The organism is Streptomyces brasiliensis (genome assembly GCF_014647875.1).
GTDB classification, from domain to species: Bacteria; Actinomycetota; Actinomycetes; order Streptomycetales; family Streptomycetaceae; genus Streptomyces; species Streptomyces brasiliensis.
In genome coordinates, this window is record NZ_BMQA01000015.1 from 13609 (window position 1) to 36956 (window position 23348).

19 protein-coding genes and 2 pseudogenes are annotated in these 23348 nt (G+C 72.4%); 12 read left to right on the forward strand and 9 right to left on the reverse strand.

The annotated features are described in order from the left end of the window. Positions 1-41: 41 nt before the first annotated feature. Positions 42-941 (forward strand): LysR family transcriptional regulator ArgP, encoded by a 900-nt coding sequence (locus tag IEZ19_RS22850; protein WP_189313140.1) that lies wholly within the window; start codon positions 42-44, stop codon positions 939-941. A 188-nt stretch (positions 942-1129) separates the two neighbouring features. Here the strand turns inward: IEZ19_RS22850 and IEZ19_RS22855 are convergent. Next, a pseudogene (locus IEZ19_RS22855) lies at positions 1130-1822 on the reverse strand (TetR/AcrR family transcriptional regulator); the annotation flags it as partial. 128 nt (positions 1823-1950) lie between these two features. Between IEZ19_RS22855 and IEZ19_RS22860 the strand changes: the two are divergent. Beyond that, positions 1951-3171 (forward strand): saccharopine dehydrogenase family protein, encoded by a 1221-nt coding sequence (locus IEZ19_RS22860; RefSeq protein ID WP_189313142.1) that lies wholly within the window; start codon positions 1951-1953, stop codon positions 3169-3171. Between the two features lie 165 nt (positions 3172-3336). Here IEZ19_RS22860 and IEZ19_RS22865 read toward each other — a convergent pair whose 3' ends face one another. Beyond that, on the reverse strand, positions 3337-4611 hold the full coding sequence (locus IEZ19_RS22865) for an RNA-guided endonuclease InsQ/TnpB family protein (protein ID WP_189313259.1): 1275 nt from the start codon (positions 4609-4611) through the stop codon (positions 3337-3339). On the opposite strand from IEZ19_RS22865, the gene IEZ19_RS22870 reads away from it, so the two are divergent. After that, positions 4522-4758: a WhiB family transcriptional regulator gene (locus tag IEZ19_RS22870; RefSeq protein ID WP_189313143.1), complete on the forward strand. Its 237-nt coding sequence runs from the start codon at positions 4522-4524 to the stop codon at positions 4756-4758. The genes IEZ19_RS22865 and IEZ19_RS22870 overlap by 90 nt on opposite strands. 21 nt (positions 4759-4779) lie before the next feature. Here IEZ19_RS22870 and IEZ19_RS22875 read toward each other — a convergent pair whose 3' ends face one another. Genes IEZ19_RS22875 through IEZ19_RS22890 form a run of 4 tightly spaced genes read right to left on the reverse strand, consistent with a single transcriptional unit; the run spans position 4780 to position 9560 of the window. Beyond that, complete coding sequence (locus IEZ19_RS22875) at positions 4780-6603, reverse strand: sensor histidine kinase (RefSeq protein WP_189313144.1); 1824 nt, start codon at positions 6601-6603, stop codon at positions 4780-4782. Continuing rightward, the gene (locus tag IEZ19_RS22880) at positions 6600-7310 is read right to left on the reverse strand and encodes a response regulator transcription factor (RefSeq protein WP_189313145.1); all 711 of its coding nucleotides are present in this window, start codon (positions 7308-7310) and stop codon (positions 6600-6602) included. The genes IEZ19_RS22875 and IEZ19_RS22880 overlap by 4 nt, the downstream gene beginning before the upstream one ends. A gap of 10 nt (positions 7311-7320) precedes the next feature. Then, entirely contained in the window at positions 7321-8088 is a 768-nt protein-coding gene (locus IEZ19_RS22885) for a L,D-transpeptidase family protein (protein WP_189313146.1), read from the reverse strand. A 41-nt stretch (positions 8089-8129) separates the two neighbouring features. Then, complete coding sequence (locus IEZ19_RS22890) at positions 8130-9560, reverse strand: M1 family metallopeptidase (RefSeq protein WP_373297037.1); 1431 nt, start codon at positions 9558-9560, stop codon at positions 8130-8132. 213 nt (positions 9561-9773) lie between these two features. Here IEZ19_RS22890 and IEZ19_RS22895 point away from each other — a divergent pair, with 213 nt between their 5' ends. Continuing rightward, positions 9774-10124 carry a DUF488 domain-containing protein gene (locus tag IEZ19_RS22895; RefSeq protein WP_189313147.1) on the forward strand — a complete coding sequence of 117 codons (351 nt, stop codon included), beginning with the start codon at positions 9774-9776 and terminating at the stop codon, positions 10122-10124. 67 nt (positions 10125-10191) lie between these two features. Here IEZ19_RS22895 and IEZ19_RS22900 read toward each other — a convergent pair whose 3' ends face one another. Both IEZ19_RS22900 and IEZ19_RS22905 read right to left on the reverse strand, forming a co-directional pair. After that, positions 10192-11865 (reverse strand): FAD-binding dehydrogenase, encoded by a 1674-nt coding sequence (locus IEZ19_RS22900; protein ID WP_189313148.1) that lies wholly within the window; start codon positions 11863-11865, stop codon positions 10192-10194. A gap of 17 nt (positions 11866-11882) precedes the next feature. Then, entirely contained in the window at positions 11883-12515 is a 633-nt protein-coding gene (locus tag IEZ19_RS22905) for a TetR/AcrR family transcriptional regulator (RefSeq protein WP_189313149.1), read from the reverse strand. Positions 12516-12643: 128 nt separating this feature from the next. Between IEZ19_RS22905 and IEZ19_RS22910 the strand changes: the two genes are divergently transcribed. The 3 genes from IEZ19_RS22910 (at position 12644) to IEZ19_RS22920 (ending at position 15368) form a co-directional block, all read left to right on the forward strand. Then, positions 12644-13270, forward strand: a complete 627-nt coding sequence (locus IEZ19_RS22910) for an alpha-ketoglutarate-dependent dioxygenase AlkB (protein ID WP_189313150.1) — start codon at positions 12644-12646, stop codon at positions 13268-13270. 85 nt (positions 13271-13355) lie between these two features. Continuing rightward, entirely contained in the window at positions 13356-14102 is a 747-nt protein-coding gene (locus tag IEZ19_RS22915; protein ID WP_189313151.1) for an MBL fold metallo-hydrolase, read from the forward strand. Between the two features lie 30 nt (positions 14103-14132). Beyond that, positions 14133-15368 (forward strand): DUF4032 domain-containing protein, encoded by a 1236-nt coding sequence (locus IEZ19_RS22920; protein ID WP_189313152.1) that lies wholly within the window; start codon positions 14133-14135, stop codon positions 15366-15368. 1 nt (position 15369) lies between these two features. On the opposite strand, the gene IEZ19_RS22925 is transcribed toward IEZ19_RS22920, so the two are convergent. Then, positions 15370-16242, reverse strand: a complete 873-nt coding sequence (locus IEZ19_RS22925) for a universal stress protein (RefSeq protein ID WP_189313153.1) — start codon at positions 16240-16242, stop codon at positions 15370-15372. 75 nt (positions 16243-16317) lie between these two features. Here IEZ19_RS22925 and IEZ19_RS22930 point away from each other — a divergent pair. The 5 genes and pseudogenes from IEZ19_RS22930 to IEZ19_RS22950 form a co-directional block, all read left to right on the forward strand. After that, positions 16318-16659, forward strand: a pseudogene (locus tag IEZ19_RS22930) (VOC family protein); the annotation flags it as partial. A 139-nt stretch (positions 16660-16798) separates the two neighbouring features. After that, entirely contained in the window at positions 16799-18475 is a 1677-nt protein-coding gene (locus IEZ19_RS22935; RefSeq protein WP_189313154.1) for an NAD(P)/FAD-dependent oxidoreductase, read from the forward strand. Then, positions 18472-19923 carry an ATP-binding protein gene (locus tag IEZ19_RS22940; protein WP_189313155.1) on the forward strand — a complete coding sequence of 484 codons (1452 nt, stop codon included), beginning with the start codon at positions 18472-18474 and terminating at the stop codon, positions 19921-19923. The genes IEZ19_RS22935 and IEZ19_RS22940 overlap by 4 nt, the downstream gene beginning before the upstream one ends. Beyond that, positions 19920-20267 carry a UBP-type zinc finger domain-containing protein gene (locus IEZ19_RS22945; RefSeq protein WP_189313156.1) on the forward strand — a complete coding sequence of 116 codons (348 nt, stop codon included), beginning with the start codon at positions 19920-19922 and terminating at the stop codon, positions 20265-20267. Before IEZ19_RS22940 ends, IEZ19_RS22945 begins: the two co-directional genes overlap by 4 nt. A gap of 136 nt (positions 20268-20403) precedes the next feature. After that, entirely contained in the window at positions 20404-23346 is a 2943-nt protein-coding gene (locus IEZ19_RS22950) for a helix-turn-helix transcriptional regulator (RefSeq protein WP_189313157.1), read from the forward strand. The last annotated feature ends 2 nt before the right edge of the window (positions 23347-23348 follow it).

Here is a 23348-nt window from a genome sequence, read left to right on the forward strand (position 1 = left end):
CCGTAGGTACAGCTAAAGATTTTTACGTATCATTAGCGCTCGTGATGCCGGAACTTCCGCTCGACCAGGTCCGTACGCTGCTCGCGGTGATCGACGAGGGCACCTTCGACGCGGCGGCCGCCGCCCTGCATGTGACGCCGTCGGCGGTGAGCCAGCGCGTCAAGGCCCTGGAGCAGCGCACGGGCCGGGTGCTGCTCCAGCGCACCAAACCGGTGCGGCCGACGGAGTCCGGTGAGGTGCTCGTGCGGTTCGCCCGGCAGCTGGCCCGGCTGGAGAGCGACGCGCGTGGTGAGCTGGGGATGAATGGAACCGGCGAGCCGACGCGGGTGTCGGTCGCCGTGAACGCGGACTCCCTGGCCACCTGGTTCCTCCGGGCGCTGCGGCGCGTGCCGCCCGAGCCGGTGATCTGTTTCGAGCTGCGGCGCGAGGACGAGGACCACACGGCGGCGCTGCTGCGCGAGGGCCAGGTGATGGCCGCGGTGACCTCGTCCCCCGACCCGGTGCCGGGCTGCTCGGTGCGCGCCCTGGGCCGGATGCGCTATCTCCCCGTGGCCGCCCCGGAGTTCACCGCAAGCCACCTCACCGGGCCGCTGCGGGACGCGCTGACCGAGGCGCCGGTGGTGGTCTTCGACCGGCGCGACGACTTCCAGGACGCCTTCGTGCAACGGCTGCGGCGCGGGCAGGGTGCCGCCGGCGCGCTGCGCCACTACGTGCCCACCTCGGAGGGCTTCGTCGAGGCGGTCACCGTGGGTCTGGGCTGGGGCATGGTGCCGGAGGCCCAGGCCGAGCCGCTGCTGCACGCCGGCCGGCTCGTCCACTTCGCTCCGGAGCACTGGGTCGACGTCCCGCTGTACTGGCAGCAGTGGAAGCTCGACTCCCCGGCACTGGTGACAGTGGCGGAGGCCGTGGCGGGTGCGGCCCGGGAAACGCTGCGCGGTTAGGGGCTGGGCCGGTCCGGGGCCGTTGCATCGCCGTGCGAGACGGTGCACGGCTGGGACTCGGGCCGGTCCGGTACCGTCGCTTCGCCGTACGAGAGGCTGCGCGCCTGGGACCCGGGCCGGTCCGGGGCCGCCGTGTCGTCCTGCCCCGATCCGCCGGACGCGTTTCGGTCCCTGTTCGTCTCCAGTGCGGCCAGCTGCCCCTCCGCGCTGTCCAGGAGCATCTCCAGGGCCGTCGGATACGCGCTGGTGAGCATGCGCGTCGTCAGGTGGGGGGCCGCTTCGGCGATGCGCGGGTGGGTGCTGCGCGGGAGGTGGGCGTAGGTCGAACTCCATTTCGCCTCGTCGGCGCGCAACGATGCGCTCGGCAGGGCCAGGGACGCGGCGTCGAGGGCGGCGAAGGCGAGGGTCTGGTCGATGAACGCGTGGTAGACGCGCACGGTGTCGGGCAGCGGGAAACCCGCCGTGCGCAGGACGTCCAACACGGCCTCGTCGGCGGCCAGTTCATGGGCCCGGCCCGTGACGCGGCTGGTGGTGAGCAGGGCCGCCTGGGGGTGGGCGACGTACGCGGCGTGGATGCGCAAGCCGATAGCGCGCAGGTCCGCCCGCCACTGTCCCGTCGGCGCCCAGCCGGCCAGCGCCTGCCCGATCAGCGCGTCCCCGATGGCCAGGGTCAGGTCGTCCATGCCCCGGAAGTACCGGTACAGGGTGCTCGGGTCGCAGTCGAGGGCCAGGCCGAGACGGCGCGCGCTCAGTCCGGCGCTGCCGTGCTCGCGCAACAGGCGCAGCGCGGTGTCGACGATCAGACGCTCGGACAGCACGGTGCCGCTCCTGGTGGGACGGCGCCGACGCCGCTTCTCCTCGGGTACCACCGGTTTCGGCACGGTCCGTCTCCCTCCCGTAGGCCCGATGGAGCCTTACGCCAACACCATTGACCTTACGTGAGGGCGGGGCGTTGTATGCCGGGCAGGGCGCCCCCGTACCTCGCTGTCGTACGAGAAGGAGTTTCGCCATGCGTGTGCTGCTCGTGGGAGCGGGCGGTGTCGGCACCGCCATCACCCGGATCGCCGCCCGGCGTCCGTTCTTCGACCTGATGGTGGTCGCCGACTACGACCCCGCCCGGGCCGAGGCCGCCGTCGCCGCGCTCGGTCCCGACGCGTCGCGGTTCCGCGCCGCGCGGGTGGACGCGGGCGACGAGGCGGCCGTGGCCCGGATGCTCGCCGAGCACCGCTGCGACGTCCTCGTCAACGCCACCGACCCGCGCTTCGTCATGCCCCTGTTCCGGGCCGCCCGGACGGCCGACGCCACCTATCTCGACATGGCGATGTCGCTGTCGCGGGCGCACGCCGAGCGGCCGTACGAGGAGTGCGGGGTGAAGCTGGGCGACGAGCAGTTCGCGCTGGCCGCCGACTGGGAGAAGGCGGGCGCGCTCGCGCTCGTCGGGATGGGTGTGGAGCCCGGTCTGTCGGACGTGTTCGCACGGTACGCGGCCGACGAACTCTTCGACGAGATCGAGGAGATCGGCGTCCGCGACGGCGCGAACCTCACCGTCGACGGCTACGACTTCGCCCCGTCCTTCAGCATCTGGACCACCATCGAGGAGTGCCTGAACCCGCCGGTCGTGTACGAGGCCGGGCGGGGCTGGTTCACCACGGCGCCGTTCAGCGAGCCGGAGGTGTTCGACTTCCCGGAGGGCATCGGTCCGGTGGAGTGCGTGAACGTGGAGCACGAGGAGGTGCTGCTCGTCCCCCGCTGGGTCGACGCGCGGCGCGTCACCTTCAAGTACGGCCTCGGACGCGAGTTCATCGAGACGCTGAAGACGCTGCATCTGCTGGGCCTGGACCGCACCGATCCGGTGACCGTGCCGGGCCCCGACGGCAAGGTCGCGGTGTCGCCCCGGGACGTCGTCGCCGCTTGTCTGCCGGACCCGGCGACGCTGGGCGAGCGGATGCACGGCAAGACCTGCGCGGGGACATGGGTGCACGGCAGCAAGGACGGCCGGCCGCGCGAGGTGTATCTGTACCACGTTGTCGACAACCAGTGGTCGATGGCCGAGTACGGCTGCCAGGCTGTGGTGTGGCAGACGGCGGTCAACCCCGTCGTCGCGCTCGAACTCCTCGCCACCGGCGCGTGGTCCGGCTCGGGCGTGCTCGGCCCGGAGGCGTTCCCGGCCCGCCCGTTCCTGGACCTGCTGACGGCGTACGGCTCGCCGTGGGGCCTGCGCGAGCACTGACCCGTACTCGGATCCCCCGCAGCTTCGCCGTTTGACCCGCCCGCACACCGGTGACCCGGACGCGGGCGGCGCCCATCGGACGGCAGAGTCGACACGGACGGATCGCAGGTGACTTCGGTGACTCCACCCAGGACTGAAGAAGTCGAGGGCTTCCTGTGTCGGTGGCTAGGCCGCCGCGCAGAGGGCCGGCCCGGCCCTGTCGAGTACGTTCGATGCGCCGACGTGGTCCGCGTTCGCGGTGAAACCGCACGCCGTGCACTGGAACCTCGCCTGAGTGACGCGGTTCTCCTTGGCTACGTGCCCGCATCCTCCGAGGCTGGGCGGGCACGTGCGGGAGGTGTTGCGGGGGTCCACCGGGATCACGCGGCGACCGGCACTCTCAGCCTTGTCCGCCAGGATCACCAGGAACTGCCCCCAACCCGCGTCCAGGATGCTCTTGTTCAGGCCGGCCTTGGCGGCGGCGCCGTTCGGGCGGAACGCGCCGTCCTGGTCCGGGTCGGGCTTGGGCGCAGCCGTCTTGGTCATGCCCGCCGTGTTCAGTCGCTCGTGCGCGATCACGTCGTGGTCGCGGATCAGCGCGCGAGCGGTCTTGTGGTGGAAGTCGAGACGCTTCCTGCGGGCCTTGGCGTACACGTTGGCGACCTTCCGCGCGGCGGCCCGGTGCGCCTTGGTCCGGCGGCGGGTGCGTTGGGGGAACGTCGCGAGGTGCCGCTGCGCCTCAGCCAGCTCCTGCGCCACCGTGCCGAGAAAGCGCGGGTTCGGCTCGTGCTCGCCTTCGGAGGCGGTCAGGAAGTGCGTGGTGCCCATGTCGATGCCGATGACCGCGTCGGTGGGCGGCAGCTCCTCGGCAGGCACCTCGTCGCAGGCGAGGATGACGTACCAGCGCCTGCCTTCGCGTTTCACCGCGATCGTCTTGACGCGGCCCTGGACGGGCCGGTGCTGGTGGACCCGCACATGCCCCACGCCCTGCAGACGCAGCCGGGTCTGCGTGTCGTGCGGGGTGGAGTCCCAGCGGCAGCCGTCGCCGTCCCTGGGGAACACCACGGTGTCGAAGTGCCCGCTGCCCGTGAAACGGGGATAACCCGGCGTCTGCCGTGCCTTGACGCGCTGGAAGAACGCGGTGAACGCCTTGTCCAGGCGGCGCAGGGCCGCCTGCTGGAAGGCGAACGACCAGCGGCCCCGACGCTCGGGGTCGAACGCCCGGATCTCCTTCAACTGCCCGGACTGATCCCCGTACTTGACGCTCGTCTTCGACGGATGCCGGTAGGCGTCGCGGCGTTCTTCCGCAACGCCATCCCCGAATCGAATCCCCCACCGGCTGAAGCCGGTGCGCCACTCGAAAGGACTCTGATGGACGACTGGCGCGACCTCGCGGCGTGCCGCGACGAGGACCCTGACCTCTTCTTCCCGATCAGCGACACGGGCCGGTCGCTGGCGCAGACACGGCGGGCGAAGTCGGTCTGCCACCGATGTCCCGTCCGGGAGCCGTGTCTGCGATGGGCACTGCGGACCGGGCAGGCCGCGGGCATCTGGGGTGGCACGACGGAGGCGGAACGGCGGGTGTTCTCACGGCAGTCCACCGGCTGAACGAACGGGAGTGGCGGACCGTCACCCGTCCTCCGGTGCGGGCGCGCCCGGCAGTCGTAGCGTGAACACGGCGCCCTCTCCCGGCTCGCTCGCCGCCTCGGCCGTACCACCGTGGGCGGCGACCAGGTGGCGGACGATGGGCAGGCCGAGTCCGCTGCCGCCGGTGCGGCGGCTGCGGGACTTCTCGGCGCGCCAGAACCGGTCGAAGACGCGCGGCAGATCGTCGGGCGCGATACCGGTGCCGGTGTCGGTGACCGTGAACACCACCTGGCCGCCGTCCGGGTGGGCGGCCAGGGTGACGGTGCCGTCGGCGGGCGTGTGCCGCAGGGCGTTGGAGACGAGGTTGCCGAGCGCCTGCCGCATCCGTACCGGATCGGCGTCCAGCCAGGGGGTGTCCTCGGACCGAGTATGCAGGGTGACCCCGGCCGCGTCGGCGGCCACGCGGTGGGCGGCGGCGACCTGGTCGAGCAGTTCGTCGGCGCGGACCGGCTCGCGGTGCAGGCGCAGGGTGCCCGCGTCGGCGGCGGCCAGGTCCTGGAGGTCGTCGATGACCCGCTGGAGCACCAGCGCCTCGTCGTGCAGGGAGTCGAGCAGTGCGGGGTCGGGTTCGACGAGGCCGTCGCGGGTGACCTCGAGCCAGCCGCGGATGTTGGTGAGGGGACTGCGCAGTTCGTGGGCGATGTCGCTGACCATCGCCTTGCGCTGGGCCTCCAGGCGTTCACGGCGCTCGGCCAGGTCGTTGAACGCCTCGGCCAGGATCCCGGTCTCGTCCCGTGTGGTGACCGGCACCCGCACATGGAGTTCGGGTGGCTGCTGGGCGGCGGCGGTGAGGGCCCGCAGGGGGCGCACGAGGCGCGTGGCGACCAGGGCCGTGACGACGACGGTGACCGCGAGGACGAGACCAGCCGCGCCGACGACCTTGGCCTTGTTGGCCGGTGACATGTCGAACCGGGCACTGGGCTGGTCGCCGATGCCGAGGAACAACTCGGCCACGGGGGCGACGTACGGGTCGAGTTGGGTGCGGTGCGCGCTGTCGATGCAGCTCTGTACGGTCCGCATGTCGGCGGCGTCACCGGCCTTGGCGTATTTGGCGGCGAAGCGGCTCGCGTCGGTGTGGCCCTTCGGGTCGAACGCGAGGAAGAGCGGTGCGTCGCCGTCGAGTCCCTTGCGGTTCAGACAGGAGCGGGTGCCCTCGGTCAGCCCGTCGAGGGCCTTCTGCTCGATGGGTGTCGGGTTGTTCAGCTCGTAGCCGCACTCCGTCGGGAAGTAGCCCGTGGGCTGTTCACCGTCGGGGTCGGTGAGATAGGGGCGACCTGCCGGGGTGTGCGCGATCTTCGTCTCGAGGCCGGAGCGGTCGTAGCAGACCCGGCGCTTCCTGGCGACCGCGTCCAGTCGCTCGCGTTCCTTCGCGGTGAGCCGGTACGGGCCCACCGCCCGGGGGTCGATGCCGCTGAGCTGGGCGCCGGACTCGGTGTAGGTGTCGGTGTGCAGAGGGTCGACGGTGGCGGCGGGACGTGGTGGCAGGGAGGTGCCGCGCGGCGCGGAGTCGGCGAGGGGCACGCGGTCGCCGGTGGTCAGGGCGACGCGCCGGCCGGTCTGCGCGGCCAGGACGCTGACGGTGTGCTGGACGCCCGTCCAGTCGCGGTGCGTGGCCGCGTACCCGCTGAGCCGGGCGAGGATGCTGTTGTCGGCGGCCAGGTCCTGGCCCTGTTCCTCACGCAGGGCACTGGTGGTCGTGGTGACGGCCAGCCAGGCGGTCGCCGCGACGGAGCACACCGCTATGAGCACCGAGGTGATGAGCATCCGGACCAACAGCCGCTTGCGCAGCGGTATCCGGGGCTTCACGGCCGACCGCCGCTGAGCTTGTAGCCGACCCCGAACACGGTGAGGAGCCGCGCCGGCTTGCGCGGGTCGGCCTCTATCTTGCGGCGGAGGTTCATGATGTGGACGTCGACGGCCCGTTCGGTGGAGGACCGGTCGAAGCCGCGGGTGCACTGGAGCAACTGCCGCCGGGAGAACACCCGGTCCGGCTCCCCGGCCATGGACAGCAGGATCTGGAACTCGGCCGGGGTGCACTCCACCGGCACACCGTCGCAGCGCACCTCGTGCCGGACCGGGTCGACGGATATCCCGGCGGCGCGTACCGCGGGATCGTCGGGCGTGTCGGCGGCGGTGCGTCCGCTGCGGCGCAGGACGGTGCGGATGCGGGCCATCAGCTCGCGCGGGCTGTACGGCTTGGTCATGTAGTCGTCGGCGCCCAGTTCCAGGCCGAGCAGCACGTCGTCCTCGTCGGAGCGGGCGGTCAGCATCAGCACGGGGATGTCGACCTGCCCCTCGGCGCCGCCGCGCAGCACCCGGCACACGCCGAAGCCGTCGATCACCGGGAGCATCAGATCGAGGACGACGAGGTCGGGCCGCAGTCTACGGGCGGCGTCCAGCGCCGCCGCACCGTCGTGGACCACGGTGGCGGTATGGCCCTCCGCCAGCAGCGAGCGGCGTATGAGTTCGGCCTGCATCTCGTCGTCCTCGGCGACCAGCACATGTGCACACACGCGGCGGATCCTAAGCCGCTCGGTCGGCGAGCAGGTCGGCGTACCCCAAGACGACGACCGGATGCCGGTCCGGGTCGAGGGTGCGCAGCAGCTGTTTCATGTGCGCCTTGGCGAGGCTGACGCAGCCGTGGGTGGGGCCGCCGTGGTCGACGTGCAGCCAGATGCCGCCGCCCCGCTTCGCGCCGAGGGGGCGGGTCCAGTCGAGCGGCGAGGTTCCGGGCTTGCGGTTGTAGTCGATGGCGATGACGTAGTCGAACGACCCGGCGAGCGGCTCGCCCTCGAAGCCGGTGCCGGGCGAGTAGAACCCGCCGGAGTGGTGGTACGGCAGCCGGCTGCCGGGGTCGCGGAGCAGTCCGCCTGCGTCGCTGAGGGTGTAGATCCCGTTCGGCGTGCGCAGGTCACCGCCCATGTGGTGGTCGCTCCAGCCACGCAGGGCGGTGTGCGCGGGCCAGTCGGGGCCGGCCCGCCAGCCGAGTGCGGTGCGCTCGTACAGGACGACCGTGGAGCGCGAGGAGTCCTTGCCGCGCCCGGCGACCACGACGACCTGTCGGGCGCTGCCGGGTATGGCTGCCGCCGTTCTGGGGCCCAGGCCGGGTATTCGCTCGGGTGCCGCCTCCGCGGAGAGTTCCGGTGCCGGGGGCGCCGACGCGTGTGTGGTGGGTGCCGGGTGCGGTGCCGCCGCCGGGCCCGCCCCGCGCGTGGTCGCTTCCACGCCGCCACAACCGCTGAGCAGGAAGGGTCCCGCCAACAGCGTGACCGCGGTTCTGCGAGTGATCATACGTCGACCTTCGCCGACAGTTGTTTGGAACCGGTCAGGTTCTAGGCTCTGTTCGGCTTCCCGCGCTCGTACAGCCAAATCCTGAACAGAGACTGCAAGTTCTTCCCGGACACCCGCTCGGCCAGGTGCGTGAACTGTGCGGTCGTACCGTGCGCGTTGTGGTGCTCGGCGGCCCAGGCGCGCAGGATCCGGAAGAACGCCGGGTCCCCGACGGCCTTGCGCAGCTCGTGCAGGACCATGGCGCCCCGGTCGTAGACGGGTGTGCCGAAGATGTTCGCGCCGGTACCGGGGTCGCCGGGCGGGAACTCCCACAGACCGTCGCTCACCGGACGGGCGTACAGCGCGTCGAAGGCCTTCTGGGCGCTCGCGCCGCCGTGCTGCTCGCTGTAGAGCCACTCGGCGTACGTGGCGAAGCCCTCGTTGAGCCAGATGTCCTTCCAGGTGCTGAGGGAGACGGAGTCGCCGAACCACTGGTGGGCGCTCTCATGGACGAGGGTGGACAGGCTGGGTGCCGAGGCGTAGACGGGCCGGGTCTGGGTCTCCAGGGCGTAGCCGATGTCCGGGGCCCGGTCGACGATCGAGCCCGCGGCGCGGAACGGATAGGGGCCGAAGAGCCCGCTCTCCCACTCCAGGACGGACGGGAGCTTCTTCAGCACCGGCGCGGCGGCCTTCGCCTCGCGCGGGTCGACCGCGTTGTAGACCTGGATGCCGTCGCGGGTGGTGTACCGCTCGACGTCGAACTTTCCGACGGTGGCGGTGGCCAGGCAGGCGGCCATCGGCTCGGTCTGCCGCCAGCGGAAGGTGGTACGGCCGTGCGCGGTGTGCTGTCCGAGGAGGACGCCGTTGGCCACGGCGGTACGGCCCTGGGGGACGGTGATCGTGACGTCGTACGAGGACTTGTCCCCGGGGTGGCTGTTCGCCGGGAACCAGGTCATCGCACCCTGCGGCTCACCCGCGACGAACGCTCCGTCGTCGGTGGGGCTCCACCCGTCCGCCGAGCCGTCCGGATCGGTGACCGGTCTGGGGGTGCCCCGGTAGGTGACCGTGACCCGGAACTCCTGGCCCTGGCGCAGGGCGCGGCGTGGGGTGACGAGGAGTTCCTGGCCGTTTCGGCGGTGGCCGGCCGCGGCGTTGTCGACGGTGAGGCCGGTGACCTCGAGGCCCTTGAGGTCGAGGTCGAAACGGGTCAGGCGCTGGAGGGCGCGGGCCGTGAGCACCGCCGTGCCGTCGAGGTGGCGGGAGGCGGTGTCGTAGCGGAGCGTGAGGCCGTAGTGCCGGACGTGGTAGCCGCCGTTGCCGGAGAGCGGGAAGTACGGGTCCCCCGCCCCGGCCGAGCCGATGGTTCCGGCGGTTGCCGGTCCGGCGGCGAGCAGTGCGGCGACGGCGACCGGGACGGCGGCGCGGACCGCCTCGCGGCGCAGGACGGTGCTGTGTCGTCGTGGTCCTGTGGCCTGTGCTCCGTTACGCGTCACATGGGCTCCCTGGGTCGTCGGGGGCTTTCCGGGTCATCCGGGTCCTGCTGGGTCCTCGGGAGACGGCCGACGGCAGACCTTCCTCAGCCTAGGCTCCGACCCGGTCCGCGCGCCGCCCACGTTCCGGTCGAGTCACCCCGCGTCGCCGACCGGCCGGGCGGCTTCGCGGCAGTACGCTCGCGGCACCGTCCACGACCCGAGAGGGGACCCACCGTGACCGTCCGCGTACGCCGGATCTACGACGAGCCCGAACCCGACGACGGCCTGCGCGTCCTGGTCGACCGGCTCTGGCCGCGCGGCGTCGCCAAGGACGCGGTGCACGTGGACGAGTGGCCGAAGGGCCTCACCCCGTCCACGGAACTGCGCCACTGGTACCACGCGGGCGACGGCTCCTACGAGGAGTTCCGGCGCCGGTACGAGGCGGAGCTGACGGCCCCCGAGGCCGCCGAACTCCTCGCCCGCCTGCGGGAGTCGGCGCGCAAGGGCCCGGTCACTCTGCTGACCGCGTCCAAGAGACCGGCGGAGAGCCACGCGTCGGTGCTGGAAGGGCTGGTGCGGGACTGAGGGCACGGCCGAGGGCACCGCTGTCTCCCGCACTGTGCCGTCCCCGGCCCTGGCGTGAGCCGACGGCTCACCCCGTCTGCTGCGCCGCCGCCCTGCCCGCAGCCCGTCCCGAGAACAGGCAGCCGCCCAGGAACGTGCCCTCCAGGGCGTTGTAGCCGTGGACGCCGCCGCCGCCGAAGCCCGCCACCTCGCCCGCCGCGTACAGGCCGCCGACGGGCTGCCCGTCGGCGGCGAGGGCGCGGGAGTCCAGGTCGGTCTGGATGCCGCCGAGGGTCTTGCGGGTGAGGACGTGCAGCTTGACGCCGATGAGCGGGCCGGCCGCCGGGTCGAGGATGCGGTGCGGAGTGGCCACGCGGCCGAGACGGTCGCCGATGTAGCGGCGGGCGTTGCGGATGCCCTGGATCTGGGAGTCCTTGCTGTAGGGGTTGGCGAGCTGCAGATCGCGGGCCTCGATCTGACGGCGCACCTCGGCCGCGTCGAGGAGCGGCTTGTCGGTCAGCGCGTTCATCTTCTCGACGAGCCGTTCCAGGGTGCCGGCGGTCACGAAGTCGGCGCCGTGCCGCACGAAGTCCTGTACCGGTCCGGGCGCGCCCTTGCCGAGCAGCCGGTCGCGCAGCACCGCCTTGCGGTCCTTGGCGGTGATGTCCGGGTTCTGCTCGGAGCCGGACAGCGCGAACTCCTTCTCGATGATCTTCCGGGTGAGGATGAACCAGGAGTGGTCGTGGCCCGTGAGGTCCTCGGTGGTGCGCAGGTACTTGAGCGTGTTGAGGGTGTCGTACCCCGGCAGGCAGGGGTCGGGCAGCCGGCGGCCGAGCGCGTCGAGCCACATCGAGGAGGGACCGGGCAGGATGCGGATGCCGTGGCCTGGCCAGACGGGGTTCCAGTTCTGCAGGCCCTCGGTGTAGTGCCACATGCGGTCCCGGTTGACCAGCCGTACGCCCGCCTCGGCGCTGATGTCCAGCATCCGGCCGTCGACGTAGGCGGGGACGCCGGTGACCATCTCGGCGGGCGGGGTGCCGAGCCGTTCGGGCCAGTGGCGGCGGACGATGTCGTGGTTGGCGCCGATGCCGCCACTGGTCACGATCACTGCCTGGGCGGTGAGTTCGAAGTCGCCGGTGCGGTCACGGTTGGAGGCGGCGCCGCGCGGTGCGTCGTCGGGGGCCAGGACGGTGCCGCGCACCCCGCGCGCCTCGCCGTCCTCGACGATCAGTTCGTCCACCTGGTGGCGGTGGTGGAAGGTGAGCAGCCCGTCACGCGCGGCCTGCCGGGCATGGTTCACGAAGGGTTCCACGACGCCGGTGCCGGTGCCCCAGGCGATGTGGAAGCGCGGTACGGAGTTGCCGTGCCCGCCCGCGCGCAGGTCACCGCGCTCGGCCCAGCCGACGGTGGGCAACAGGTCGATGCCGTGCCCGGCCAGCCAGGACCGCTTCTCGCCGGCCGCCCACTCGACGTAGGCACGCGCCCAGCGCACCGCCCAGGAGTCCTCGTCCTCGGTCCGGTCGAAGCGGGCGCTGCCCTGCCAGTCGTTCCAGGCGAGTTCGAAGGAGTCCTTGATGCCGAGGCGGCGCTGCTCCGGGGAGCCGACGAGGAACAGCCCGCCGAAGGACCAGAACGCCTGGCCGCCGAGGTTGGCGGCGTTCTCCTGGTCGACCAGGGCGACGCGCCTGCCCCGGCTGGTGAGTTCGTGCGCGGCGACCAGGCCGGCGAGGCCCGCTCCGACGACGATGACGTCCGCGTCCATACGTCCGTTTTCCTTCCCTAGTCGGCTCGTTCGGGGGCGCCGCCGTCGGTCAGCAGCGCGGTGAGCAGTTGCCCCAGCCAGGCGCGAGCACGCTCGACGTCCCGGTCCAGGAGCAGTTGGGTGGTGACTCCGTCGTACGCGGCGACCACGGCGTGGGCGGCGCTGTCGACGTCCCCGAGGACGGCGGGGAGCCGGGTGTGACCCTTGGCGCGGGAGAGCCGGTCGGCGATCGCGTTCCTGAGGCGTGCCCGGTGGTCGAGGAGCGCCTGGGCGACGCCCGGGTCACGGGCGGCGTGGACCAGGAAGTCCGTCTTGACCAGGAGCCAGTCCACGTCCAGGAGGAGCACCTCGGTGACGCGTGCCACGGTGGCGGGCACGTCGAGGCCGTCCCCGTCGAGTGCGAGCGCCTCGGTCACCTGCTCGGCGATGAGGTCGGCCCGCTCCTGGTAGAGGGCGAAGAACAACTCGTCCAGGGTGGCGAAGTTGGAGTAGAAGGCGCCCCGGCTGAAGCCGGCGGCCTCGCAGACCTCCTCGATGGACACCCGGCCGAAGCCCTTGGCGGCGAACACGGTGAACGCGGCGTCGAGCAGCCGGGCCCGCGTCCGTGCCCGGCGCCGGGTCACGCGCCTGCCCGTCTCCCGCGTCTCCACCGACCTCCGACCTCCGTTCGATGCGCGAATGTATCGGATACATCGACGTATCAAAAGGTCCCGGACGGAGAAGCTCGGAGCCGGAGACAGAAGTGAACACATTTTCGAATTAGGGGTACGCTGGGCCCATGGCCACGCACCTCCAGGGCTCACTGTTCGACCAGACCGACGAACTGAGGCTCGGCCCGCTCGACGGGATCCGCCGGACCGAGCTGGGCTCCGGCGCCTGGATCGACGTGCTCCCCGGCTGGCTGAGCGGCGCCGGCGCCCTGTTCGGGCAACTCGCCGCGGAGGTCCCGTGGCGCGCGGAGCGGCGCAAGATGTACGACAACGTCGTGGACGTGCCGCGCCTGCTCGCCTTCTACGGCGCAGGCGACCCCCTGCCGCACCCGGTGCTGGCCGAGGCGCGCGACACGCTCTCCCGGTACTACGCCGGTGAACTGGGCGAGCCGTTCACCACCGCCGGGCTGTGCTTCTACCGCGACGGCCGGGACAGTGTCGCCTGGCACGGGGACCGGATCGGGCGGGGTGCGCGGGAGGACACGATGGTCGCGATCCTCTCCGTGGGCGCGCCCCGCGATCTGCTGCTGCGCCCGGTGCGCGGCGGTGACACGGTACGGCGTCCCCTGGGGCACGGCGACCTGATCGTGATGGGCGGCTCCTGCCAGCGGACCTGGGAGCACTGCGTGCCCAAGACCTCGCGCGCCGCGGGACCGCGCATCTCCGTGCAGTTCCGCCCGCAGGGTGTGCGGTGAGCGGACGGGACCTGGTCAGCACGCCGCCCCCGGCGTCTGGTTGGCTGTGTCGCGTCGGGCCGGACGCTCACGACTCGGGGAGATCATGACTGCGGAGATACACCAGGTCGCCGACGGTACCTATCTGGTGCACGGCAGCCACACCAACTGGGTGATCCTCACGGACGGGGACGCCGCGACGCTGGTGGACACCGGATACCCCGGGGACCGCCGGCAGGTCCTCGACTCGCTTGCCGCCGTAGGCAGTTCGCCGGAGGCGGTGGCGGCCGTGCTGATCACCCACGCGCACAACGACCATCTCGGCTCGGCCGAGTACCTGCACCGCACCCACGGCACGCCCGTCCAGCTCCATCCGGCCGAAGTCCCGCACGCGCGGCGGGAGTTCCTGCAGCAGGTGTCCGTCGGCGCAGTGCTGGGCAACGCCTGGCGGCCGGGCGTCGTACCGTGGCTGGCGCATGTCCTGCGAGTCAGGGGCACCGAGCAGCATCCGGTCACTGATCCCACGGCGTTCTCCGGCGAAAGCCCGCTCGATCTGCCGGGCCGGCCCGTCCCGGTGCACACGCCCGGCCACACGGACGGACACACCGCCTTCCAGCTGCCCGACCTCGGCGTCGTCATCTCCGGCGACGCCCTGGTCAGCGGCCACCGCACGTCCCGGATCGAGGGCCCGCAGCTGCTCCTGGACATGTTCCACCACGACCGCACCCGCGCGCTGGGCTCGCTGGACGTGTTCGCCGCGCTCGACGGCGACATCCTGCTGCCCGGGCACGGGCCGGTCCACCGGGGCTCCGTGCGCCGGGCCGCCGAGCAGGCCCGCGACCGGGCGGTCTGAGCTCGCGCCCGCTGCCTTAAGGTTTCTGCCATGGCCTTGCAGATCAACGCCACCCACGCGGAACATCCCGCGCTCCTGCTCGAACTCCCCTGGGACGTACCGCTGGAGGAGTGGCCCGAGGACTACCTCGTCCCGCTCCCCCGCGGCATCTCGCGGCACGTGGTGCGCTACGCCCGCGCCGGCGACGAGGTGATCGCCGTCAAGGAGCTCGCGGAGCGGCCCGCGCTGCGCGAGTACGAGCTGCTGCGCGACCTGGACCGGCTCGGCATCCCCTCGGTCGACCCGCTGGCCGTACTCACGGGCCGCACCGACGCCAAGGGCGCTCCGCTGGAGCCGGTGCTGGTCACCCGGCATCTCGGCGGCTCGATGCCGTACCGCTCGATGTTCGAGACGACCATGCGCCCGGCGACCATGCACCGGCTGATGGACGCCCTCGCCGTGCTGCTGGTCCGGTTGCATCTGGCCGGCTTCGCCTGGGGCGACTGCTCGCTGTCCAACACACTGTTCCGGCGCGACGCGGGGGCGTACGCCGCCTATCTGGTGGACGCGGAGACCGGCGAGCTGCACCCGCGGCTCAGCGAGGGACAGCGGGAGTACGACCTGGACCTCGCGCGCGTGAACATCAGCGGCGAGCTGCTGGACCTGGAGGCGTCCGGGGCGCTGCACCCTTCCGTGGACGCGATCGAGTTCGGCCACGAGATCCGCACCCGCTACCACGGTCTGTGGGAGGAACTGACCCGCACCTCGGTGTACCCGGCGGGCAAGTACCACTACATAGAGCGCCGGATTCGGCGCCTCAACGACCTCGGCTTCGACGTCGCCGAGATGCAGATCGAGCACTCCTCCAACGGCGATTCGGTCACCTTCGTGCCCAAGGTCGTCGACGCCGGCCACCACCAGCGCCAGCTGCTGCGACTGACCGGCCTGGACACCGAGGAGAACCAGGCGCGGCGGCTGCTGAACGACCTGGAGAGCTGGATGGCCACCCAGGACGACTACGCCCCGGGCGACCCCCTCGCCGCACGCCCCGAGGTGCTCGCGCACCGCTGGGTGCGGGACGTGTTCCGGCCGACCGTACGGGCCGTGCCCGTCGAGCTGCGCGGCTCCATGGACCCGGCGGAGATCTACCACGAACTGCTGGAACACCGCTGGTATCTGTCGGAGCGCGCGCAGCACGACATAGGCCTGGACACGGCGGTCCAGGAGTACATAACGAACATCCTGCCCAAGGTCCGGGAGTCGCTGGAGCCTACGGGCCCGGAGTGAGTCAGTCGTGCGGCACCACGGCCACCGGGCAGTCCGCGTGGTGCAGCACCCCGTGGGCCACGGAGCCGATACGGGCGCCGACCGCGGTGCGGTGCGCGCGCCGCCCGACGACCATCAGCTGGGCCCGTCCGGCCACGGACAGCAGGACCTGTCCCGCGCTGCCCATCTCCACGTGCTCGGACACGCGGACGTCCGGGAAGCGCTCGCGCCACGGCTGGAGGGCGTCGGCGAGCGCCTTCTTCTCGTACGGCTCCAGACCCCCGGCCTCGTCCAGGAGCTTCAGCGAGCCCGGGCTGTAGGCGAAGACGGGCGGCAGGGTCCAGGCGCGTACGGCCCGGACCATCGCGCCACGGGCGGCGGCCGTCTCGAACGCGAACCGCAGTGTGGCGGCACTGTCCTCCGGTGCGCCGTACTGCCCGACGACCACGTCACGTCCATCCGCCTCGGCCGCGGGCTTGTCGCCGGCGCGCACGAGGACCACCGGGCGGGTGGACTCGGCGATGACCTGCTGTCCGACGGAGCCGAGCAGGAAGCCGACGACCGGCCCGTGGCCGTGCGAGCCGAGCACCAGCATCTCCGACCCGTCCGCGGCGTCGAGCAGCGTCCGGGTGGCGTGCCCCTCGACGACGTCCACGGACACCCGGAGTTCCGGGTGGCGCTCGATGACCGTGCGCATGGCCTCGGTCATCGCGTCCCGCACCCACCCGTGCTGCGTGTCCCGGTCGCCCACGCCGATCGATTCGTACGACTGGAACCGCCAGGCGTGCACCACACGCAGGGGCAGATCCCGGCGTACGGCCTCCCGGGCCGCCCACGCCAGCGCGGCCAGGCTCTCCTCCGTACCGTCGATCCCTGCCGTGATCGGGCGTGCCATGCTCGGGCCTCCTCGTCGTTCACCGTCCCCGGTGTTCCCCGGGTTTCCCGGACAGTCTTCACCAGGCTCACCGTCGTGGTCCTGCAATGGGAACAGGTGAACGTGGACGCGGCCGACCCGGTGGCTCTCGGCCGCTGGTGGGCCGAGGCGCTCGGCTGGACCGTGGTGGACGACCCGGCCGACGAGTACGAGATCCGGCCGGAGCCGGACCGGCTCCCCGGACTGCTGTTCGTGCCGGTGCCCGAGAAGAGGACGGTGAAGAACCGGCTGCACCTCGACTTCCGGCCCGAGGACCGGCGCGCCGAGGCCGCCCGGCTGCTCTCCCTCGGGGCCCGGCCCGCGGACGTCGGACAGGGCGAGCAGCCGTGGGTGGTGCTCGAGGATCCCGAGGGCAACGAGTTGTGCGTGCTGAGCGCGTGCCCCTGGTCGGGGCGGGCTCACGGTTACCGGAGCGAACCCGGACGATCGAACATACGATGGGCGGGAACCGGTGCGGTGGCCGCGCTCCCCGGAGGGTCCGCCGCCCCGTGGACCAACGGCTCGGGGTGGGAGACGTATGGCACAGGCCGCCGACGCAGCGCGCACCGTCATCATGACCGTGGACGACGACCCGGGTGTGTCCCGCGCCGTCGCCCGGGACCTGAGACGGCGCTACGGCGAGTCGTACCGGATCGTGCGCGCGGAGTCCGGCACGTCCGCGCTGGAGGCGCTGCGCGAGCTGAAGCTGCGCGGGGATCTGGTGGCCGTGATCCTGGCCGACTACCGGATGCCGCAGATGAACGGCATCGAGTTCCTGGAACAGGCCCTGGACGTGTATCCGGGTGCCCGACGCGTGCTGCTGACGGCGTACGCGGACACGAGCGCGGCGATCGACGCGATCAACGTCGTCGACCTGGACCACTATCTGCTCAAGCCGTGGGACCCGCCGGAGGAGAAGCTCTACCCGGTCCTCGACGACCTGCTGGAGGCCTGGCGCAGCAGCGACTACCGCCCGGTGCCCAGCACCAAGGTGGTCGGGCACCGCTGGTCGGCGCGCTCCTCGGACGTGCGCGAGTTCCTGGCCCGCAATCAGGTGCCCTACCGCTGGTACTCGGTGGAGGAGCCCGAGGGGCAGCGGCTGCTCACGGCTGCCGGGCAGGACGGGCAGCGGCTGCCGCTGGTGATCACCCCGGACGGTTCGGTGCTCGTCGAACCGGAGGCGCCCGAGCTGGCCGCGAAGGTGGGCCTGGCGACCACGCCGACGGCGGACTTCTACGACCTCGTGGTCATCGGCGGCGGCCCGGCCGGGCTGGGCGCGGCCGTGTACGGGGCGTCGGAGGGGCTGCGCACCGTGCTCGTGGAGCGGTCGGCGACCGGCGGGCAGGCCGGGCAGAGCTCGCGGATCGAGAACTACCTGGGCTTCCCCGACGGCGTGTCCGGCGCGCAGCTCACCGACCGGGCGCGGCGGCAGGCGGCCAGGTTCGGCGCGGAGATCCTCACCGCGCGTGAAGTCACGGGCCTGGAGGCCAACGGGGCGGCCCGCATCGTGCGGTTCGCGGACGGTACGGCGGTGGCCGCGCACAGCGTGATCCTGGCCACCGGTGTGCAGTACCGGCAGCTGACGTCGCCGGGCGCCGACGACCTGAACGGCTGCGGGGTGTTCTACGGCTCGGCGCTGACCGAGGCGGACGCCTGCCAGGGACAGGACGTGTACATCGTCGGCGGCGCCAACTCGGCGGGTCAGGCAGCGATGTACCTGTCCCGAAGGGCCAAGTCGGTGACGCTGCTGGTGCGCGGTCCCGACCTGTCGGCGTCGATGTCGTACTACCTGATCCAGCAGATCAACGAGGCGCCGAACATCTCGGTGCGCTGTCACACGGTCGTCGACGCCGCGCACGGCTCTGACCACCTGGAGCAGCTGACGCTGCGTCACGCGGTGACCGGCGAGAGCGAGTGCGTCGACGCCCAGTGGATGTTCGTGTTCATCGGCGCGGCCCCGCTCACCGATTGGCTCGGGGAGACGGTGCTGCGCGACGAGCGCGGGTTCATCCTGGCCGGGCCCGATCTGACCGCCGACGGGCGGCCGCCGGCCGGCTGGGAGCTGGACCGGCCGCCGTACCACCTGGAGACCAGCATTCCCGGCGTGTTCGTGGCGGGCGACGCACGCGCCGAGTCCGCCAAACGCGTCGCGTCCGCCGTCGGAGAGGGAGCCATGGCCGTGATGCTCGTCCACCGGTATCTGGAGCAGTCATGAGCGGGCCGGTGATGCCGTGCAACCCGGGCGAGATCAGCACGCTGTTCCTGTTCGAGAAACTCGAGCCCGGGCAGCTGGGCCGGTTGTGCCGTGAGGGTCGGGTGGAGCTGTTCCAGCCCGGGCCCGTCTACCTCGAGGGCGATCCGGCGACCTGCTTCTATGTGATGCTCGAGGGCACGGTCGTCCTGTCGCGCCGCGTCGGCGCCGACGACGTCGAGGTCAGCCGGACCTCGCAGCGCGGGGTGTACGGCGGGGCGATGCAGGCCTACCTCGGCGACCGGGTGCGGCAGGCTTACAACAACTCGATGCGGGTGACGGAGCCGACACGGTTCTTCGTGCTGCCCGCCGACACGTTCGCCGCGATCATGCGGGAGTGGTTCCCCATGGCCGTGCATCTGCTGGAGGGCCTGTTCTTCGGCTCGAAGAACACGCAGGCGGCCATCGGGCAGCGCGAACGGCTCCTGGCGCTGGGCTCGTTGTCGGCCGGGCTCACCCACGAGCTCAACAACCCCGCGGCGGCGGCCGTCCGGGCGACCGCGACGCTGCGGGAGCGCGTGGCGAAGATGCGGCACAAGCTCGCCGTGATCGCCGAAGGCCCCTTCTCCCGGGAGGCGTTGGCCGGCCTCATCGAGATCCAGGAGCGCACCGCCGAGCGGGTCGCCAAGGCGCCCTCGCTCAGCCCGCTGGAGGCCAGCGACCGGGAGGACATCCTCACCGACTGGCTGGAGGACCACGGCATCGAGCACGGCTGGCAGCTCGCGCCCACGTTCGTACAGGCCGGACTCGACGTGGACTGGCTGGAGCAGGTCGCGGCGGCGGTGGACGAGGAGATCCTGCCCGGCGCCGTCGGCTGGCTCAACTACACCGTCGAGACCGAGGTGCTGATGAACGAGATCGAGGACTCGACGACCCGCGTCTCGCATCTCGTCGACGCGGCCAAGCAGTACTCGCAGCTGGACCGGGCGCCCCACCGGGTCGTCGACGTGCACGAACTCCTCGACAGCACGCTCCTGATGCTCTCGGGCAAGATCGGCCCGAGCATCGACGTCGTCAAGGAGTACGACCGTTCGCTCCCGGAGGTTCCGGCGTACCCGGCGGAGCTCAACCAGGTGTGGACCAACCTGATCGACAACGCCGTCTCGGCCATGAACAGCGCAGGCGGACAAGGCACGTTGACCGTCCGGACCGCGCTCGACCACGAACGCCTGCTGGTCGAGTTCCGCGACACGGGGCCAGGGATCGCACCGGAGATCCGGGGCCGTGTCTTCGACCCGTTCTTCACCACCAAGCCGGTCGGCGAGGGTACCGGGCTCGGTCTGGACATCTCCTGGCGGATCGTCGTCACCAAGCACCACGGCACGCTGCAGTTCGACTCGGTGCCGGGCGACACCCGCTTCCAGGTCCTGCTCCCGCTGACCGCACCAACCCCCGAGGAGGAGTCGGCATGAGTGACGCCGTGATCGATCCCAGCGTCCCGCCGAGCGGCATCGGCTGTGTGGAGTGCGACGAGGCCGGCGGCTGGTGGTTCCATCTACGGCGGTGCACGCAGTGCGGGCACATCGGCTGCTGCGACGACTCCCCCGCCAAGCACGCCACCGCCCACTTCCACGCCACCGGGCATCCGCTGATCCGCAGCTTCGAGCCGGGCGAGGCGTGGTTCTGGAACTACGAGACCAACGAACTGTACGAATCCGGGCCCGAGCTGGCTCCCCCGATCGCCCACCCGGCGGACCAGCCCGCCCCGGGACCGGAGGGACGGGTGCCCGCGGACTGGGCGCAGACGCTGCGCTGATCCCTGCCGAGGGCGCCTGGGTCTTCCCCGAGAGCGTGTTGGCCTCCCCCGAGGGCGCAACGGTCCCTGCCGAAGGCGCGTCGATCTCTCCCGATCTCCCGGCCGCGTTGTCGGTGGTGCGTGTCAGGATGGGGGCGTGTCGCAGATCGCCTTCAGTACGCCGCCGCTGATCGGCCGGGACGAGGAAGTCGCCCGGCTCGCCGGTGTGCTGGAGCGTGCCCGGGGCGGTGAGGCACGCGCGGTGCTGGTCGCCGGGGACGCCGGGGTCGGCAAGACGCGGCTGCTCGACGAGGTGGCCGGGCGGGCGGCGGACGCCGGGACGACGGTGGTCACCGGACACTGTGTGGACCTCGGTGACGTCGGTCTGCCGTATCTGCCGTTCACCGAGATCCTCGGAGTGCTCGCCGCCGACGAACGGTTCGCGCCCGTCCTCGCCGCGCATCCGGTGGTGGACCGGCTGCTCGGCGGCGGGCCGGGCGGCGAGCGCGATCCTGACGGCCGGCTGCGGCTCTTCGAGGGCGTGGCGGCCCTGCTGGCCGACCTCGCCGAACCGGCGCCGCTCCTCGTCGTCCTGGAGGACCTGCACTGGGCGGACCAGTCCTCGCGGGACCTGCTCCGGTTCCTGCTCAGCCGCGGCGTCCTGCAACGCGGTGCGCCCGCGCACCGGCTCGCGGTGTTCGCCTCGTACCGCGCGGACGATCTGCACCGTCGTCATCCCCTGCGCCCGTTGCTCGCCGAGCTGGTGCGGCTGCCTTCCGTCGAGCGCCTCGAACTGCGGCCCCTGGCGGACCGGGAGGTCACCCGGCTGGTGCGGGCGCTCGAGGACCGTCCGCTGCCGGAGGCCGCCGTCCGCAGCATCGTGGAGCGCGCCGAGGGCAACGCCTTCTACACGGAGGAACTGGTCGCGGCCACCGACGCGGACGCGGGCGGGGTGCCCAGCGGGCTCGCCGACCTGCTGCTCATCCGGGTCGAGCAGCTGTCGGAGACGGCCCAGGAGGTGCTGCGCACGGCGGCCGTCGCCGGGCGTCGGGTCGGGCACTTCCTGCTGCGGAACGCCGTCGGGCTGCCCGAGGACGAGCTGGAGTCGGCGCTGCGCGAGGCCGTCGGCCGCCAACTGCTCGTCCCCGGCGACGGGGACACGTACTCCTTCCGGCACGCCCTCGCGCGGGAGGCCGTCTACGCCGATCTGCTGCCCGGCGAACGGTCGCGGCTGCACGGCGCGTTCGCCCGGCTGCTTTCCGCCGGTGGCCGTACGGAGGAGAGCGCGGCGGAACGCGCGCACCACTACCGCGAGAGCCACGATCTGCCCGAGGCGCTCGCCGCGTCCCTGGAGGCGGCGGCCCATGCCCACCGGGTGGGCGCCCCCGCCGAGGAGCTACGGCATCTGGAGAGCGCGCTCGACCTGTGGCCGTCGGTGGCTCCGGCCGGACGGCCGTCGGGCGAGGGCGTGGACCGGGTCACGCTCACGCTGCGCGCCTCGGCGGCGGCCGCGCACGCGGGTGAGGGACACCGGGCGGTGTCCCTCACCCGGTCCGCGCTCGCCGGCGTCGGCCAGGACACCGACGCCGAACTCGCCGCCCGGGTGCGCTACACGCTCGCGGGGAACCTGCTGAGCGTCGACAGTCTGACGGCCGCGTTCACCTACAGCAGCGAGGCGCTGGCGATGATCCCCGCCGAGCCTCCGTCCCGGACCTGGGTGTGGGCGGCGGCCACGCATGTCATCGCGGCGCGTCAGGTCGGGGCGGACGAGACCGCCCTGCGGGTCGCGCGCCAGGCGCTGCGGGTGGCCGAGGAGTTGCGGTTGCCCGACGCCCAGGCCGACCTGCTGATCTCCCTGGCCGCGCTCGAAGAGGGCGGGCGCCGCACCCGGGAGGGGCGCGAGCGGCTGAGACAGGCCCGGGATCTGGCCCGCGCCGCCGGGCACACGACCGTGGAGATGCGGGCGCTGTACAACCTCGCCGTGGGCTGCTTCGAGTCCGGCGAGCTCCAGGAGTGCCTGCCCCTGCTGGAGGACGGCCTGGAGCGGGCGCGCCGCGCCGGGCTGCTGTCGGCGCCCTATCCGCTGGAGATGCGCTATCTGCGGCTGCTGGTGCTGTACACGCTGGGTCACTGGGACGAGTGTCTGAAGGCGGCGGCCGAGGCCGACGAGGTGCCGGGGGCGGCCAGGTTCGCGGCCGGGCCCGCCCTGTACGTGGCGCTGGCCCGCGGTGACCTGGAGGCCGAGGAGCGGGCGCGGGCGCTGCTGAAGGGGCCGTTCGACTGGCTGGCGACGCTGGTCGCGGGCATCGCGCTCACGGACGCCGCCGGGCTGCGCGGTGATCCGGAGGGGGCCGTCGAGCGGATGCGGACCACGGACGCGGCGCTCACCGACGATGCGGGCAACCGCCCCGACGTCACGCTCCGGCTGGCCACGCTCTGCCTCGCCGCGGTCGCCGACCGCGTCGCCGAGCTGCGCCTGACCGGCGACGAGGCGGGGGTGCGCCGCTGGACGGACACGGCCGCCGAACTCGTACGGGACGCACGGGACCTGGCCGGGCGCGGTAGCCCCCAGGGGCCGGAGGGCGTCGCCTGGCTGGCCCGCGCCGAGGCCGAGTGGACGCGGACCGTGTCCGGTCCGGACGCGGCGGCCTGGGAGACGACGGTCGACGCGTTCTCGTACGGCGACGTGTACGAACAGGCGCGGTGCCGACTGCGGTTGGCCGAGGCCCTGCTGGTGGCCGAGCGCCGGGCGGAGGCGGCCGTCCAGGCCGGCGAGGCCCGCGATGCGGCCGCCCGGCTGGGTGCCGCGCCGTTGCTGGAGCGGATCGACACGCTGATACGCCGGGGCCGCCTCGCGGACCCCCCGTCCGGCGCCGGGCGCCCGTCACCGCTGACGGCGCGCGAGCAGGACGTGCTGCGGCTCCTCGCCCTCGGCCGCAGCAACCGGCAGATCGGCGAGGAGCTGTTCATCACCGGCAAGACGGCGAGCGTCCACGTCTCCAACATCCTCGCCAAGCTGGGCGCGGCGAGCCGTACGGAGGCGGTGGCGATCGCCTACCGCGAGGGGCTGATCGAGCCGGAGCCGACGGCACCGGCCTGACA

Excerpts from the sequence above, each read along its gene's own strand:
- IEZ19_RS22900 (WP_189313148.1), bottom strand. The coding sequence starts at position 11,865 with ATGGACGCGGACGTCATCGTCGTCGGAGCGGGCCTCGCCGGCCTGGTC.
- IEZ19_RS22860 (WP_189313142.1), top strand. The coding sequence starts at position 1,951 with ATGCGTGTGCTGCTCGTGGGAGCGGGCGGTGTCGGCACCGCCATCACC.
- IEZ19_RS22945 (WP_189313156.1), top strand. The coding sequence starts at position 19,920 with ATGAGTGACGCCGTGATCGATCCCAGCGTCCCGCCGAGCGGCATCGGC.
- IEZ19_RS22910 (WP_189313150.1), top strand. The coding sequence starts at position 12,644 with ATGGCCACGCACCTCCAGGGCTCACTGTTCGACCAGACCGACGAACTG.
- IEZ19_RS22935 (WP_189313154.1), top strand. The coding sequence starts at position 16,799 with ATGGCACAGGCCGCCGACGCAGCGCGCACCGTCATCATGACCGTGGAC.
- IEZ19_RS22925 (WP_189313153.1), bottom strand. The coding sequence starts at position 16,242 with ATGGCACGCCCGATCACGGCAGGGATCGACGGTACGGAGGAGAGCCTG.
- IEZ19_RS22920 (WP_189313152.1), top strand. The coding sequence starts at position 14,133 with ATGGCCTTGCAGATCAACGCCACCCACGCGGAACATCCCGCGCTCCTG.
- IEZ19_RS22870 (WP_189313143.1), top strand. The coding sequence starts at position 4,522 with ATGGACGACTGGCGCGACCTCGCGGCGTGCCGCGACGAGGACCCTGAC.
- IEZ19_RS22915 (WP_189313151.1), top strand. The coding sequence starts at position 13,356 with ATGACTGCGGAGATACACCAGGTCGCCGACGGTACCTATCTGGTGCAC.
- IEZ19_RS22940 (WP_189313155.1), top strand. The coding sequence starts at position 18,472 with ATGAGCGGGCCGGTGATGCCGTGCAACCCGGGCGAGATCAGCACGCTG.
- IEZ19_RS22885 (WP_189313146.1), bottom strand. The coding sequence starts at position 8,088 with ATGATCACTCGCAGAACCGCGGTCACGCTGTTGGCGGGACCCTTCCTG.